Below are 15,859 nucleotides of genomic sequence, written 5' to 3'. Positions count from 1 at the left end.
TACGATGTTGAGGGGCTATTGCAACCTCGACTCTTTGGTATTGTATGAAGTCTCTTGCGGATCGGGCCCGAGCTAGGTGGTTCTTGACTTCTTTGGTGTCAATCTGCGACAACTCCTGAAGAAGATCGCTAAAGCGCGTGGGCTGCCCTTCTCGACTAATTTTGAGTTGATACGAAGGTGTCTATGCGCTGGACATTGGTCAATGTATGGTTAAGAAACTAATAGCGAAGTACGATACTCGGCTTTCGGTAATTGAGTTCGACGCCGGCAATAAAGTCTTCAGCGGTAGTGGATTCTTCTGCAGAAGCGAACTCGGCCCACTGCCTATAAGCATCGGTGACCACTTCTGGGCTATCGTCAGCGATAATTCTACTCTCATGGATCCAAATCGCTCGATTGCACATACTGTTTATGACGTCGGTGGCATGGGTGACAAGCAGAACAGTGCCTGCACGCTCTAGCAATTCGTCCATGCGTCGCTTTGCCCGTTTAGCAAAAGCAGCATCGCCGGCAGAGAGGGCTTCATCAATTAAAAGAATATCCGGCTGAATTGCAGTAGCGATAGCAAATCTTAAGCGGGCTCCCATTCCTGCAGAATACGTTTCCATCGGCCGGTCAATCGCCGACCCTATTCCTGACAGCTCAACAATACGAGGCAATTCTTGTTCGACGTACTCACTATCTGCACCCATAGCCATTAGTCCTAGGAGGACGTTTTGCCGCCCAGACAATTGCGGTTTCAGCGCAGCCGAGATGCCGAGTAGTACAGGTTGATCCCTAACTAAAATCCTTCCCGAAGTTGGAGCTTCGTTTCCAGCAATTAGGTTGAGGAATGTTGACTTTCCTGAGCCGTTTTGGCCGATAATTCCGACGAAATCACCTTCGTATGCCACAAAATTAGCATCGACTAGGCTGTGTACCTCACTCGCGGTTCGCTTCCTAAAGAAGGATCCGCGACCATCTCGGATCTGAAACGTTTTAGAAACATTTTGGGTGACGACTATGGGTTGCATTATAGAATGACGGCTACCACCGCTATTGGAGAGCACGCACGTACCTTTCTTCAGCTTGCCAAAAGAATAGTATTCCAAAAATTAGGGTTCCGAATGACCAAGCTGCCATCTGAATCCAGCTTGAAACAGAAGGAATATTCCCGTATAGAGCCAAATCTCGAACAGCTGAAAGGTACACAAATGCGGGGTTTGCCTTCATTATAGTGACCAAAACTGGGTGATTAATGAACGTGTCGATCGAGTAAAATACACCGGATCCATATAGCCAAAACCGAGATATGAGTGCTAATAGTGGTTTCAGATCTGGGAGAAATGCAGTGATTCTGGCAGTTATAAGCAAGAGGCCGGTACTGAAGAGAATAATTCCAATGTAGGCGATGGGCACGAGCAAGAGCGTCCAATGCACTGGATGGTCCCATTGCGCAATTAAGCCGACAAGAATAGCAACACAAGCCGCTGGGATGCATTCTATTCCTTGGGACAAGGCTTTTGATAGTGGTACGGCGGCTCGTGGAAACTTAAAAGAAACTATCATATTCTTCTGTGTCCTTAGAAGGCCAGACCCCAGCAGCAATAGCCGATTAATGAAACCGAAATAGACGATTCCAATTGTGACGAAGCCAATAAAATTATCAATTCCCCGTGAGGTCTTTAGCAGTAGGCCAAACATAATAATGTAGATGGCTGCGTCGCAAAGTGGTTGGAAAATAAGCCAAAGGCGGCCCAGCTTAAAGTCCTTATCCACCCTCAGCGTACCCGCGGTCGACTCTGCCCAAATGTATTCACGTCTGCCCCATAGCTGGCGCAAGTAGCGAAGGAGAGGTGGGCGGGTATCCAGGACTTTTAAATTCCCAGCATCGATGTGCACCGTATAGTCGCCTCGTGAGGTGACCTTCCTGCTTGAGAAAGCATCGTCACTAGAATCTTGCTGGGGTAAACTTTTTCTACGGTGTTTGCCCATTCCATCTTCCAATCGGTTAATGCGTGTTGGGAAGCTCTCCATAGTGGAACGCTAGCCGTATGATGATAGTGTACTTTGGTTGATATGCAAAAGATGGGGACGCTACATTGATTTGGTCGTCAGCAGACTTGCGAAAAGCTGTGTGGCACTTCCGCCACGGTGGTATTGAGCAGGTGCAGACGTTTGCGAGAAGGCGGAAGCTGGATTCTGCATTTGGTGGGGGAGTAGGTGGTCCCGGCGGTGCTGGGTTGCTAAGTGGGTTACGTACGCCTCCATATGTCAAGCTACTAGGGAGTCGCCTGGGGAGTTATCAATCGCTGCAGTGGGAAGGCTTGTTTTCGTCGCATAAAATTGGCTTAATTGCCGATGAGTTTTCTGCTGCTGCTTGGAGCAAGGAATTTTCGACCTTTCCGGTGATATCAAACCAACTACCTTCACTGGATGAAGTTAAAACATGGTCCTTTCTCTTAGTTGAATCAGCGTGGCTCGGAGAAGCTAGTTCTTGGAAAGGAAAGCTGACCAACGGTGTGCCGTCAGAGCTTGTCGAGCTGAAAAAGCGAGCTAAAAGAGCAGATGTTCCTGTGGTCTTTTGGAATAAGGAAGATCCACCTCACTTTGCAGACTTCTTTCCGGTAGCGTGTATGTGCGATTTTGTTTTCACAAGTGCTGTCGAGATGGTAGAAAAGTACGCCGATGTACTCGGACAGGACAGGGTTGGAGTCTTGCAATTTGCTGCAAGTGTGCCAATGCATAATCCAGTCAAGTGGAACTCCTTCCCTGAAAGAAGGGGTGTGGCATTCGCGGGTACATTCTATAGAGACAAGTTTGATGAACGAGGGCAAAATCTTGTCGCTCTCCTGCGCGGTGCAATATCAGCTGCTAGTAATAGGCGCGAGCCGGTGGTTATCTTTTCGCGTCACGCAGGCGGCCCAGACCGGTATCAATTCCCTACGGAATTTAAGGACTATTTGGGCGGCGCGATTCCCTATAGTGAAGTCTTAACCGCCTACCGTAGATTTAAAGCGTTTATCAATGTGGATAGTGTTGTCGATTCGCAAACAATGATGTCGAGGCGTGTTTGGGAGCTTATAGCTTGTGGGACTCCAGTAGTTAGCGCTTACAGTCCGGCAGGACAGTTGTTCGAAGGCCGGGGTTTGTTTCGGGCATCGAATGCTTCTGAAGCTAAAAATGTCGTATCGAAACTTCTTGAGTCGAAAGAGCTCGTCGAACGGGAAGTGCACAAGGGGCAGAGGATTATTTGGGAAGGGCACACCTACACCCATCGGGCTGAACAAATATTGCGAACGGTGGGACGAATTGACGATCAATGGGAACATAGCTCTCTGATATCAATTATTCTTCCGACGAAACGACCTGCACAAATGGAGCATATAGTTTCGCAAGTCGCCGGGCAGAGGGGAGTTAATTTTGAGGTTCTCATTGGTCTTCACGGTTTCGCTCTTGATGATGGGGCTAAGAGGCGAATTTTGGAGCGTCTAGAATCGAATAGTGGTTTTAGAGGGATTGAGTTCTTGGATATTCCACCTCATGAAAGCTTAGGCAGGATCCTAAACCGTCTTGCAAATGCCGCACAAGGTGAGTTTGTTGCGCGTTTCGATGACGACGACTATTACTTTCCAAACTATCTTCGCGACCAAGTAAATACACTAGGATGGTCGCAAGCTGACGTAGTAGGTAAAGGCTGTACGTACGTCTACTTGCGCAAGTCGGACTTGCTTATTCGTCGAAGACCCGACTTTGAGCACCATTGGTCTGAGCTAGTGGCTGGTGCAACACTCGTATTTCGAGCAGGAGTTCTCGAAGATATTGAATTTGAAGATAAAAAGGTGGGTGAAGATTCCTCGTTTCTCCGGAGAGCTGTGGAGCGAGGATACAAAATCTATTCATCTGATAGATTTAACTACGTTACGGTGCGGTCCTCTTCACACACTTGGAAAATTAGTGATTCCGAACTTATGGTCGGAGGCAGTCTGGAAGGCACTGGCATGAACATGTCTCGAGTAGTTGTTTGAATACTGTTTTCTAAGTTGGGAGAACAGTAGGATGAATTTCCCCCGCAGGGTCGGGGACCTTCACCATATGAGGCCTACAGCACCAAGCTGCTGAGAATTTGCAGGGGCTCGTTATGTCATCTAAAAGAAGCTTGTCCTAAGACGGCTAGTATGGAAAGTCCTGCTTGTGTGATGAACGCGAAGCGTGATTCCCTTAGGGATGTTTAACGTCACCTTAAAGCGTGAAGTTCTGCGTGATCGGAAGGTCTTTGACAATCCCATCGTCTGCCGCCAAGAACTCTTCCGATGGTGCATGCGGTACAGCACGCGCAGACGACACACCTGGTGCAACCTTTTAGCCCCCCGATGTCTTCTCGAAGCACGCACATCAGCTGCACTGGCCCAAGCACCATAGCTAACCTCCGACGTGTCTACTTTCCGGGGGCCGGGCCCACGAGTATGAGAGTTATTTCATCGCTGGTGGTCGGACGTACTTCGCACTGGCATCCACACTACTTTGAGACCTCACACATATCGTAAGGAACAGGTTCCCTTTAGCAGTCTGGAGTATGTCACTGCCTTCGGCGGCATCAGAAGGCTGCCAACACTAATCTCCTCCCAATCAGCTGCCGCCTACTGGGTTGAAACACTGCCAGACAGAGTCGTAGCCGACTCACTCGTAAGCCGCCTCAACAACGGCCACCGAATCCATATCGGAGACTTCGACATGCGCAAAGCCACCGCCCCAACCACCCCAGACGACTAATACCGACGGTCCGGGCCGACACCCCTCGGCCCGGTACCAACTACCCGGAACACGACAGTACCGAGTCCTCAGAACACCGGTACCAAAAACTCGCATCTGACAGTAGTCTTCCCTTCAGAACAAAGGGAAGTTCGTGAAGGTCGTGAATGCAGTGTAATCTAGCGTTGGGCCGCTGAAGTCATTGGTGGTGAAAAGATATTCTAAAGTGTCACCAATTTTCACCTATCTAGGAGAATGGAAAAATGTTCATAGGAGCGACTAGATTCAGTGTCTTCCAACCGAGTTCCCATGCTTGGAACTTGACGAAAAATGCTGGAAGGGGCACCCCAGACGAACTGAAAAGCGTATTATATTCTCCTCATCGGATTGAGCCTAGGCTCGACATATTCCTCAATTTCTCGTTGCCCATAATCGCGAAGGCTGCCGAGCATCACTTCATTAGGCACGTTGTAATGTACTCGGAAGAGATGCCGAAACAGTACAAGGAAAGGTTGGAGGAAGCCGCTGCAAGGTGGGATTTTCTTGTGCTCAACAAGCACGTTGACGGAAAGTCTGATGAGACCGTGCCTGGGCCTCATATGATCGCCAAGAAATACTTGGGTGATGAAGGCACTTATGGTATTTACCGACTGGACGACGACGACTTGTTATCTGAATCGTTTTTTAGCCGAGCTGAGCGCTTTATTAAACCCGCCTTTGCGGGGATGAGGTTGAGCTTTGCGAGTGGTGTCACCGGATTCTACGAAAATGGTGAATTTTCCTATCTGAAGACTTGCTATCACCCGATGATTGCCATTGGACTCTTAAATATCTGTCATCGAGTTGACGCGCACAATATTACCCAACCCAGCGACGCGCCTCATATATATTCGGACCGGTATGATCCTGTGATCCTTGATTCAGAAGAGCCGATGTACTTTTGGACGCGTCATTGTAATCAAGATACAAATGTCGCCGACGAGGGCGATAGTCGCGCTAGTATCCTAAAGGAGCTAAATTCTCGTCCCAGTTTCGGAGACACAGAAAAAGCAATTGAACTGTTTCCTACTCTAGAGGGGAACCTAAGACCTATTAATTTCAAGCCCATTGTGCAGAACGCAATGGAAATCGGTGCTTCACCTGTGTCTCTGGCAGTAGAGGTGAATTCCTCAACCTTTGAAGTGAAGCTGGAAGTAGAAGCCCCACTAGGGACTGTGTCTCGCGCTGGCTTGGTTTCGTTTCAATTTGAAGACTCCGAGGGAATGCCGGTTAAGGCGAAGGACGTGGCTATTGAAGGCTTAACGTCCTCGCCCAACGATGCAATCGGGTGGTATAAATATTTGCAAACTGATGCGGGTCGAGTCTGGCAAACTTTTACGGTGGGCGTCGAGAGCGGACATCGTCTATCGCAAATAACTGTTATGCAATTCGGCAAAAATTCCCGAGATTTCACTGTCCACAATATCCAGATCGGCTCTGTCGAATAGAGCACGCGGTTCGACAGCAGACAACCTAGCGGAGCTAACACATGATCTATCAGCTTATTTGCGAGCTTGAACGAAATGTCGACAATATCAGGAGTTGGGACAATCACTATTCGGAAAAGCGAGTAGTTGAAGCTGCGCCAAAGAACGACCAAATTTCATTTTTGAAACATGTGGCTTTACCCTGGTATGAGAAGATTGCGCAAACAAAAAAGATCGTCTTTAAGATCGTTGCGGGCGAGATCACGGGAGAGTTAAAAGAGGAACTCTATAGTCTTTCGGGCCGATATCCCTTTGTCGTTTTCCAATCCATAATTGACACAGACGATGCTGCGGCGAATCGATTTCAGGAAGATAAATGGCGGGAACCGCTGGCACTTCTGCCGATCGTGCCATGGCAGCTATATACCGAGCAGGCCCTCGATCTACTGGCGAGCGAGGGTGCCCAAGTGGGCCGAACCCGATGCTATACATTTGAGAGCAATTACTGCGCACGTTCGGTGGCACAGGGCTTCAAGCGTATTAGGAAGTTGGAAGCGCCGAGTATGGTGGTGTCCGTATCATACTCTAATGAAAGCGACCCGCGGGCATTCAGCTACAAGAGCTTGGACGCGGCAGCCTATTACCATCCCATCATTCACGTTTCAAATTGCCCCGGGTTTCTGTTAGCCGCCCCAGCGATAAATGAACAATTGCAAGGCAGTATACGACCTCTCGATGAGTATGAAGAGCAAGCCCTGCCGTACGGTATTAGAGAACTTTTAATCGAGCCTCGAAGGGAAATCGTAGTAGATGAGCCAGCTCGCCTGGCCGACACCATTGAGGTGAGCACAGATATTACGGGCCCATTTGAACTGGAGACGACCTTGGAACTTGGGGAAGGGATCAAACCCAAGAGCGCGTTGTTTTCATTCGATCTCGTCGACTTCGACGGTAGACAGCTGTCTACCGAAGTCGAAATCGAAGGGCTGGCATGCTCTCCTTCGCCTGCTATCGGCTTCTTCTTCTATCTTCTTAGCTCGAATCCGGGAATAAATACTTTTACTCACAAAATTCAACTGCCAGAATCCGTTCGATGTGTCAAGATCAAGTTGCTTCGTTGGGGCAACTCTGACGCGGCCATTGCTCTCAACTCGCTAGCAGTCAAGGAAAATTAGTATGACTATAGGCGCTCGCAAATTTGCTTACGTAACGGCTCTTAATTCCGAAAACTACCTCGAGGGCGTATTTGCCTTGGATCGCAATCTTCGAGCGGTTTCATCGAAATATCAACTCGTAGTGACAGTGCCAGAAACGCGCGAAGATTTGGTCGAGAAGCTCGGCGAAAGAAACATAGCTACGGTTACGTTTCCGGAAATAGACTTGAAGTGTCTGGAAAAGTTGGGAAGCCACTACTGGGCAAAGACGTTTTTCAAATTGCAGGTGTTCAACCTTGTGCAATTTGACAAGATTGTCTTGCTGGATTGCGATATATTACTGCTTCGAAATATCGATGATCTTTTCGCGCTGCCACATATTTCTGCTGCAAGCGTTGGACCTGCTATTGGCTTGCGCGGCGCAGCTTGGCAAGGACTCACTTCGGGTGTTCTGGTCCTGGAGCCTAGCCCTAGCTCCTACGAGAATGTATTGAAGGCTGTGGAGGACGTAGTTGAGCGAAAATTGGCGAAAGGGCACAAGGCCGGCGACCAAGATGTAATAAACATGGTCTATGGCGCTATTTGGGCTAATGATGACCGTCGGAAATTACCCGAAACATACAATCTGATTTGGGCCTTTTTGGAAGAATACTGTCGAGATCACCTCGTCGGAGGCTTGGCGGACGTAGCAGTCGTGCACTTTGCTGGCAGCAAGAAGCCTTGGCACTATAGCGGAACCGAGGTCACGCAGCTTAGGCATGACCTTGCGAAAGAGGGAAAGTTTTGTATGCTCGAGACCTTTGAGCGCTACTTAAACCTGTTCGATGACGTGAGTCTCTAAGACTACAGACAAATACCGTGCATAGGGAACAATAAAATGAGGAAGCTAATTAAAACTTTAGGAAAGAAAAGTTTATTCATTTCTGCAACGGGTCTAATTCTGGCAGTGTTGGGCCTTAGTTTGTTTACGAGTAGTTTTTCGCGCTGGATTTATATTCTATTCTTGAGCTTAGTCTTCGTTTATGTCTTAGGCACGGGCCTTTATGTGACGTTGATTATGCGCAACTCTTTGAGCCGCTTGAACACGCGGGTTAATGGACTCCATCACTATTCGAAGGGGGTTCGGGATACCTTGAGGGATATGGACGAGTCGTTGCAGCGACAATATATTGAATCGACCGGTCAGAAGGAATCCCTCAGGTACCTCTCCAGCCGCACCGGCGTCCTAATTTCGCAGTTAGAAAATATTGACGCTGTTCTTCATAGCAAGGCTGCACTTCCAGTAGTGACACGAGAGAGCAAGGTCGAGGAAGACCGTATTGGTGCGCAGGATCTTGAAAGAGTGCCAGAATGGCGCTCTGTGTGCAGTTGGCCTAGAGCCGATAGTCGTGCGAAGTCGGAAAGCGTTGAGCATCCAACGGGTTTCTCTTCGTCTATCGACGAGATTGTGCCGCATGAATCCGAAAACGCATCCATCCCGCGGTTCGTGGATGAGGAATCGATTATCCAATGGAGACATCAGTCTGCCAGCGATCTCCCAACGCAAATTACGTTGGAAAAGGGCGGTAACGGTGTGGAAGTAAACTTCGATGCTAAGCCGGGGGACGTCTTGGAAATTGAAGTTCCGGTTATCGCGGATCTTGATTCCGATGGTTCCAATAAAGCAGGGCTTATTTGGGCGAGGGCCTTTGCTGCGGATGGCGAGCCCATCGACGCGCAGCTACTGTCTTCGCCAAATCCTCGGCTCGGCAGTTACTCCTATTTAGACGACCGGCGGTTTAGTAACAAGTGCGTTGACCTAGTTATACCTACTGGTACAACACGTCTTCATATTGGTATTGAACCGTGGGAAAAGAACATTTCCGTAGCGCCGACCTTTAAACTACGCCGTAGCGTCCCTAATCGAGAGTGGCTCCAAGCTCGTAATCTTAAGGATCTTCGGGTCGCGGTTGTTTTGGACGAGTTTTCGTTCAAGAGCTTTGCCCCAGAGTTTCAACCTATCGTAGTCTCGCCGTCTAACTGGCGGGAAAAGTTCTTAGTGGAGCGGCCAGACTTATTTCTGTGCGAATCGGCTTGGAGTGGGCCAGATTCCGTAAACCGAGAATGGAAAGGAAGTGTCTATTCCTCGATCAACTTCGAGAAAGAAAACCGACACGCCTTGCTATCAATTCTCGAGTACTGTAATGAGCACTCAATTCCCACAGTATTTTGGAACAAGGAAGACCCGACTCACTATACGGACAAAGTACATAACTTCGTAGATACTGCCGTTCGATTTGATCATATTTTCACCACAGATGCTGAGTGCGTTGAACGGTATAAACAGGACTTTAATCACCCCAGCGTCCATTGTCTGCCCTTCGCGGTTCAACCGAGATTGTTTAATCCGATAGAAGATTCTTCAAGAACCAGTGCTCTCGTCTTCGCAGGGGGATGGTATTCCAACCATGAAGATAGAAGCGCCAGTATGACCCGAATCTTCAGGTCTGCGCTCTCAAGCGGCAGAGGCCTAAAGATTTATGACAGGTTCCACGCTTCTGGTGATCCTTTGCATATGTATCCGGAGGAGTTCGAGGAATTCACGGTGCCGCCAGTGTCGTACGACCAGGTCTCCCGTGTTTACAAGGAGTCCGAATTGGGACTTACTATAAACACGGTAGTCGACTCAGAGACTATGTTCGCGAGGAGAATTTTCGAGCTGATGGCCTGCAATACTTATGTAGTATCTAACTACTCTAAAGGGGTCGAAGATTTTTTCGGCGACACTGTTACCTTTGCAGATCTGCATCCTGACGAGCTGAAGCTGATTAGCCGTGAGGAAATCGCGAGGCGTCGTCGAGTTAATTTGAACCGGGTTCTCCAGGAGCATACTTATAGGAATCGCTTTCAGAGCATTGTCGATACGGTGGGGCTGAAGTATCGGCGAGAGCACAATAACGTCGACTTGGTGGTTACTGTAGCTACTGAAGCGGACTGTCGTGACACGCTCTATCGGTTTGATTCTTTGGGCCTTAACAGGGCTCGCCTCTTCCTGATGGTCCAGCGAGACTGCCCAGGAACTCAAGCCGCCAAGTTGTTTGAAAAATTCAATCGAAACAACACACTGGTTTTCTCCGAACGCATGTTGGTTGACGGAAGGCTACGAACGTCTGCGCTGTTTGGTAGTAGTGCAGAAATCCTTTTCTTTCCTGCGGGTGTTGGGCTTAGTACGTCCAATGAGGAGATACGTATGTTACGAGCCCATCGCCAGTATATTTCCGACCCAATTGTTCCGGTCTCGTCTCAAAAGTATAAGTACCAGTTGTGGAATGGAAATACCCCGATGCTTGTAGCTACGGATGGTTTTGAAAGGTTACTACAGGTAGTTGGTGAACCGACCGTGCGAGTATATGGAGTCTAAGATGTCTACTGTAGATGTATCATTTGTAGTACCGTGCTATAACGCGGAGCGCAAGATGCAATGTTGTCTCGAGTCGCTGGAATCTCTATCGAGGTCTGGTGTAAAGATCGAAGCGATTTTCGTCGACGATTGCTCGACGGATCATACTCGGGAGCGGTTGGATGAATTCTGTAGTGGCCGGGGGAGTGGTTGGGCTGTAGCGGCCACAACTAGTAGTAACTCAGGATCTCCTTCGGAGCCGCGCAACCTCGGGATGTCACTTGCAACTGGTGAATACATCTATTTTTTGGATGTAGATGATGGTTTGATTCAAGCCGGATTTTTGAAAGCGTTGGAAATTGCTCGGATACATGATGCCGATGTCGTTCGGGCACCATTGATGAGGCGTGAGGAAGGTAGTGAACGTCTTTTTAACGAATTGCGCTGGAATGATAGTGTTGCCCGCAAAGACGCAATCGCAAACATAATTAGATACCAGAGCACGACTGTCGGTGGGTTAATCAAGAGGGAATTGATTAAGTCCAATTCGCTAAGCTGGCGCAGCGATTTGAGAATGGGAGAAGACACGCTTTTTCTCTGTTCCGTGCTTAAAGTTGCTGAGACAATTTGCTATTCTCCTGACCCTGACTACCTCTACAACGTCAAGCGTGTGGAAGGCTCTGCGTCCTCGACGCAGATGTACGATGACCGAGAGTTGGAAAATCACCTTGAGGTGTGGCGCGAAGCTGAAAAGTTACTTAAATCCATTGGGCTTTCATATTTTTCACTGCGAGGTAAGGTTGCCCTCCAAACGGTGATGCTGAATCTTATTCACGTTAACCGTGGTGGTGTGTGTGAACGGCTTTTTCTTCAACTTCGGGATTTTCTAAAAACTCACAAAAAGACTGTAAATGGATTTAGGTACAACGATCGTCTTTCCCGTGTTCTGAGTTTAATCTTGTCGGGGAAGTACAGCCTTTTCCTCGAGGAGATTAAGGAGCGGCTCCTCGTTGCCGGATATGATTTGAAATTTATTGAAAAATCGTTTCCGAAATTGGAGCGTTTTTACCAACTGAAAGTTGACAGATGGAGTGGGCATGATCGACACGATGAGGCGGAGAGCCGCAAGCTTTTGGAATGGGCCGAAGTTATTCATTGTGAGTGGCTCCTAGGGAATGCTGTGTGGTACAGCGAAAACAAGAGGCAGGGACAAAAGCTGATTGTGCGTTGTCATCTATTTGAGATGACGCGGGACTTTGGCGACCGGATTCGTGTTGGTGCGGTAGATAGATTCGTTGTGGTTTCCCTACCGACTCTTGAGGATTTTGTCGAGAGGTTCGATCTGCCGCGTGCGCGGACGAGGCTCATGCCTAACTTCCTTGATGTGGATTCATATGAAAAGGGGGAAGGCGAAGATCGTTGTTTCAATTTGGGAATGGTGGGCATTCTTCCTGCCCGAAAAGGATTTCATAGGGCGATTGAGCTGCTGCAACAGCTTCAATGGGTTGATGACCGCTATAAGCTCGTCGTGTTCGGTAAAACTGTCGAAGATGTCGATTGGGTAGCAAACAATCCTGTTGAAAAGGAGTATTTTGATCGTTGTGAAAGCTTGATTTCCTCTTATGGGTTATCTGACAAGGTTGAATACCGAGGCTGGCAGGATATGCGTTCGGCTATCTCTGAAATTGGGTTTTTGCTTTCGATGAGTGATTTTGAAAGTTTTCACGTCGCCCCTGCAGAGGCATTTGCTGCCGGAAATGCTGCGTTATTTCTCCCTTGGAGAGGGGTAGAGTTCATCTATCCTTCTAAGTATATCGTCGAATCCATAGGGCAGATGCTGGATTCTATTGTGTCAGCCAACACGAGTGAGGCCATTGAGGACTTTGCAACCGAGGGGCGCGACTGGGTGCGCAACAATTTTGACGTGGAGAAGTTTGTCATCGAGTATGATCGAATGGTTCTAAATATCTAGCCGACTGGGTAAAATCCCAGTCGGCTAACAGCCGTGCCAAAACAACACGGCTAAACAACCCCGGCTAATCCACCCGCGAGGTTGACAAACTAAATGGGAACACCCCAGAGAGTTTCGCGGCGCGTCGTCCTCTAAGATTGGTTTATGGCTAATTCCACTTCCGTCCGCACTGTTGTTGTACCCGCAGCTGGTATGGGTACGCGTTTTCTGCCTGCTACGAAAACTGTCCCGAAGGAACTTCTGCCAGTCGTGGACACTCCGGGTATTGAGATGATTGCGGAGGAGGCCGCAGCGGCCGGCGCGACGAAGTTGGCAATTGTAACCTCGCCTTGCAAAGACGAAGTGATGCGGCACTTTGATGAGTTCCCGGAACTTGTGGAGACTCTCCGCGCTCGTGGTAACGATGAGCAGGCGGTAAAAGTTGAGCGTGCTGCGCAGATTATTCAGCCGGTGGCAGTTGTGCAGGACAAGCCTTTGGGCTAGGGCATGCGGTTGGACTGGCTGAGGGAGTGCTCGATGATGACGAGGATTTCTTTGCCGTCATGCTCCCGGATGATGTCATCGAGCCCACTGCTGCTATGAGCGAGATGATTCGTGTGCGCCAAGAACAGGGAGGCTCCGTGCTCCTAGCGGTTGAAGTGGATCCTGACCATGTATCTAACTATGGCGTGTTTGATATTGAGGATACTGACAACGACCGCGTAAAGAAGGTCGTGGGCATGGTGGAAAAGCCCGCGGTGGAGGATGCGCCCTCAAATCTGGCGGCTACTGGGCGCTACTTGCTCGACAGGGCGATTTTTGATGCTCTGCGGCGCATCACTCCCGGGAAGGGTGGAGAGCTTCAGTTAACCGACGCAATTGATTTGCTTATCTCTGAAGGCCACCCCGTCCATGTTGTTGTGCACAACGGTATTCGTCATGCCCTAGGAAATCCCGCCGGTTTTATCCCGGCGAGCGTGGAGTTTGGCCTGCGCCACCCGAAGTATGGGCCGACCCTCTTCCGAGACCTTGAGGCGATTATGGAGAAGTACCGGCCACAGTTGGGGTAGCGGTTAGTATCGCGTCCCCAAATCATTGGGTCTGTAGCGGCACCTAATTAGTGATCTCTAGACTTGTCAGGATCTCGCTGGGGATGACGGCGTCGACAAGCTCCTGCACAATCGGTTAATCGTCTGGGATGAAGCCAGCCGTCGGACAACACGACCCTGCGGAAAACTATGAAGCCCTCATGGGTCTTCGCCATGGCGCTGGGCGCGACAATTGGTTTGGGCGTCTATATCTTGCCCTTTGACTGGATGCAGAAGGCAGGGCTGGCTGGTACGGTCATCGGCTTTGTCCTTGGTGGCCTGATGATTGCCGTTTTTGGTTTGAGTTACGGCTTTACTATTCGCGCGCTGCCGCTGACGGGTGATGGGATGGCTTTCGCTATGGCGGTGCTCGGCCGGACTCATGCGTTTATCGCGGGGTGGGCGCTGACGCTGGGCTATTCGTGCGTTGTCGCGTTGAATGCGTCGGCGGTCACGCTCGTCTTCCGTGTCACGTTCCCTGAATTGGTTATGCGGGGCGCGCTTTCTGGCCAGTTTCAGTTCTTTTCCGTTGTGATCATGATTGTTGTGGCGGGGGGGGTCATTTTGGCGTCGATGGTGATTTATTACGTCGCCAAGCGCCCGGAGCTTGCACCAGCTTTCCCTGTCGACGTTGCGCCGGCGGCAGCGGTGGCGACCATCATCGCTTTTGCCCGTGGGCCTACGTGGGCTTTGATTCCATTCCGCAACTGGCGGGCGAGTTTAATTTCTCGCCGAAGAAAGCGCTAGGCCTTCTGATGCGGGGAGTCATTGCGGCGACCTTGATCTACTTGGCGATGATGCTCGCGACCTCCATCGCTGTGGGAACCCATCACGATGCTTATGAGGGGGAGCCATGGCCGCCGGCGGCAGCGATTAGCGAGGTGATGGGGCCTGCCGGTTTGGTGCTCATGGTTGTAGCTGTCAGCGCCGGAGTACTTACTGGGTTGAACGGATTCTTCACTGCGGCAAGCCGAGTCTTGTTTACTCTTGGCCGCGCCAACCTAGTCTCGAGTCGGCTGGGTGAGCTAAATGGTAAGCAGCGCACCCCGCGCAACGCGATTCTTTTGGTGTGCGCGGTGTGCCTGGTTACCCCGTGGTTTGGGCGCGCGGCGTTGACGTGGGTCGTCGATATGTCCAGTGCTGGCATTACGGTGGCGTATTTCTATACGTGTTTCTGCGCATGGAAGATTGCGCGCACCGGGCAGGTTCCTGGGATGTCCAAGGCGATTGCGCCGAACCAGTTTTACGAGTACTTCGCGCTGGCTGGGTGCATCCTCTCCATTGGGTTCTTTTCTTGGCGCTGCTCTTTGTACCGGGCTCGCCTGGCATGCTGGGAACGGCTCCGCTCATCGCGTTGGTGGTCTGGATTGTGCTAGGGCTGGCGTCGTGGGCCATTAAGAGCTGGCAGCTGAAGGATGTGCTGCCGGAGGAGACGGCGGCGTTGATTTTGGGGTAGTGGGGGTGATTAGTCGGCGATGGTTGCTGGATGGGCGAGCGACTACATGGTGCCTCGGTAAACCGAACGGTCATTTAGCCGAGTGGTCTCGAATGGGGCGAGGACGTCGAATCTTGAGAGCTTCTCCCATACTTTGCGTGATTGTCCACGGTCGGTAAGGATACCGAGCTTCACACAGCGGAGGAGTACTGCTTCGGTGTTAAAGACTGTTGCTGCCTGTCGCTTGCGTATGAGTGCTTTCGCGTCTTCGTCATCGATAATGATGGCAGTACGCGCCGAAGGGTCCTCATCAAGGAGCGCTAGGCAGTGAGCGATTGCGACGTATTCTCCAAGGTTCTTCGCCATTCCGCCCTGGATCGAGAATCTGGGGCCCGCGAATAGGCGGATGTGCTTGAAGAGGCGATCCATGTCGTCGTCAAGCACGTGCACGTATCCATGCGTAATGAGTGATACCCATGTTTGGGCGCCGCACTGAAACCGAGCCTCCTCTAGCTTTCTTTGCATTTCGTGGCTGACGGCAGCGGGCACGTGCAGTTTGTTATCGCCTACGAATTTGAGAAGCAGGTCCTGCTCGTTGGCACAGATGAAATTCAGCAACACGCTGGTGTCCGCAACGATAAACTTCCTAGACATG

The 15,859-nt window shown here is 50.2% G+C and carries 11 protein-coding genes and 2 pseudogenes; 10 read left to right on the top strand and 3 right to left on the bottom strand.

Annotation, left to right across the window (positions count from 1 at the left end):
- Nucleotides 1-218 precede the first annotated feature (218 nt).
- Both HMPREF2724_RS06520 and HMPREF2724_RS06515 read right to left on the bottom strand, forming a co-directional pair.
- Complete coding sequence (locus HMPREF2724_RS06520) at nucleotides 219-1,049, bottom strand: ABC transporter ATP-binding protein (RefSeq protein WP_083306109.1); 831 nt, start codon at nucleotides 1,047-1,049, stop codon at nucleotides 219-221.
- The gene (locus HMPREF2724_RS06515; RefSeq protein WP_083303845.1) at nucleotides 1,036-2,016 is read right to left on the bottom strand and encodes an ABC transporter permease; all 981 of its coding nucleotides are present in this window, start codon (nucleotides 2,014-2,016) and stop codon (nucleotides 1,036-1,038) included. The genes HMPREF2724_RS06520 and HMPREF2724_RS06515 overlap by 14 nt, the downstream gene beginning before the upstream one ends.
- A 98-nt stretch (nucleotides 2,017-2,114) precedes the next feature.
- Between HMPREF2724_RS06515 and HMPREF2724_RS06510 the strand changes: the two genes are divergently transcribed.
- The 10 genes and pseudogenes from HMPREF2724_RS06510 to HMPREF2724_RS13190 all read left to right on the top strand — a co-directional run bounded on the left by HMPREF2724_RS06510 (nucleotide 2,115) and on the right by HMPREF2724_RS13190 (nucleotide 15,145).
- On the top strand, nucleotides 2,115-4,007 hold the full coding sequence (locus tag HMPREF2724_RS06510) for a glycosyltransferase family protein (protein ID WP_141748348.1): 1,893 nt from the start codon (nucleotides 2,115-2,117) through the stop codon (nucleotides 4,005-4,007).
- Nucleotides 4,008-4,581: 574 nt separating this feature from the next.
- A pseudogene (locus HMPREF2724_RS13200) lies at nucleotides 4,582-4,752 on the top strand (ATP-binding protein); the annotation flags it as partial.
- 242 nt (nucleotides 4,753-4,994) lie between these two features.
- Complete coding sequence (locus tag HMPREF2724_RS06505; RefSeq protein ID WP_070587846.1) at nucleotides 4,995-6,218, top strand: glycosyltransferase; 1,224 nt, start codon at nucleotides 4,995-4,997, stop codon at nucleotides 6,216-6,218.
- Nucleotides 6,219-6,259: 41 nt separating this feature from the next.
- A complete protein-coding gene (locus HMPREF2724_RS06500; protein WP_070587843.1) occupies nucleotides 6,260-7,372 on the top strand; it encodes a hypothetical protein in 1,113 nt (370 codons plus the stop codon).
- A 1-nt stretch (nucleotide 7,373) separates the two neighbouring features.
- Nucleotides 7,374-8,192: a glycosyltransferase gene (locus HMPREF2724_RS06495; RefSeq protein ID WP_070587840.1), complete on the top strand. Its 819-nt coding sequence runs from the start codon at nucleotides 7,374-7,376 to the stop codon at nucleotides 8,190-8,192.
- A 36-nt stretch (nucleotides 8,193-8,228) separates the two neighbouring features.
- A complete protein-coding gene (locus HMPREF2724_RS06490) occupies nucleotides 8,229-10,751 on the top strand; it encodes a glycosyltransferase (protein WP_070587837.1) in 2,523 nt (840 codons plus the stop codon).
- Between the two features lies 1 nt (nucleotide 10,752).
- Complete coding sequence (locus HMPREF2724_RS06485; RefSeq protein WP_168164876.1) at nucleotides 10,753-12,702, top strand: glycosyltransferase; 1,950 nt, start codon at nucleotides 10,753-10,755, stop codon at nucleotides 12,700-12,702.
- A gap of 144 nt (nucleotides 12,703-12,846) precedes the next feature.
- A pseudogene (locus tag HMPREF2724_RS06480) lies at nucleotides 12,847-13,751 on the top strand (UTP--glucose-1-phosphate uridylyltransferase).
- Between the two features lie 192 nt (nucleotides 13,752-13,943).
- Entirely contained in the window at nucleotides 13,944-14,516 is a 573-nt protein-coding gene (locus tag HMPREF2724_RS13195) for an APC family permease (RefSeq protein ID WP_246818222.1), read from the top strand.
- Nucleotides 14,453-15,145 carry an APC family permease gene (locus HMPREF2724_RS13190; protein WP_246818221.1) on the top strand — a complete coding sequence of 231 codons (693 nt, stop codon included), beginning with the start codon at nucleotides 14,453-14,455 and terminating at the stop codon, nucleotides 15,143-15,145. Before HMPREF2724_RS13195 ends, HMPREF2724_RS13190 begins: the two co-directional genes overlap by 64 nt.
- 122 nt (nucleotides 15,146-15,267) lie before the next feature.
- Here the strand turns inward: HMPREF2724_RS13190 and HMPREF2724_RS06465 are convergent, their stop codons facing one another.
- The gene (locus tag HMPREF2724_RS06465; protein WP_070587825.1) at nucleotides 15,268-15,858 is read right to left on the bottom strand and encodes a PIN domain-containing protein; all 591 of its coding nucleotides are present in this window, start codon (nucleotides 15,856-15,858) and stop codon (nucleotides 15,268-15,270) included.
- Between the last annotated feature and the right edge of the window lies 1 nt (nucleotide 15,859).

Source organism: Corynebacterium sp. HMSC071F07 (assembly GCF_001810285.1).
Taxonomy (GTDB): Bacteria; Actinomycetota; Actinomycetes; order Mycobacteriales; family Mycobacteriaceae; genus Corynebacterium; species Corynebacterium simulans.
The sequence above is the reverse complement of the archived record's forward strand: the minus strand, read 5'-3'. Positions and strand labels throughout refer to the sequence as shown.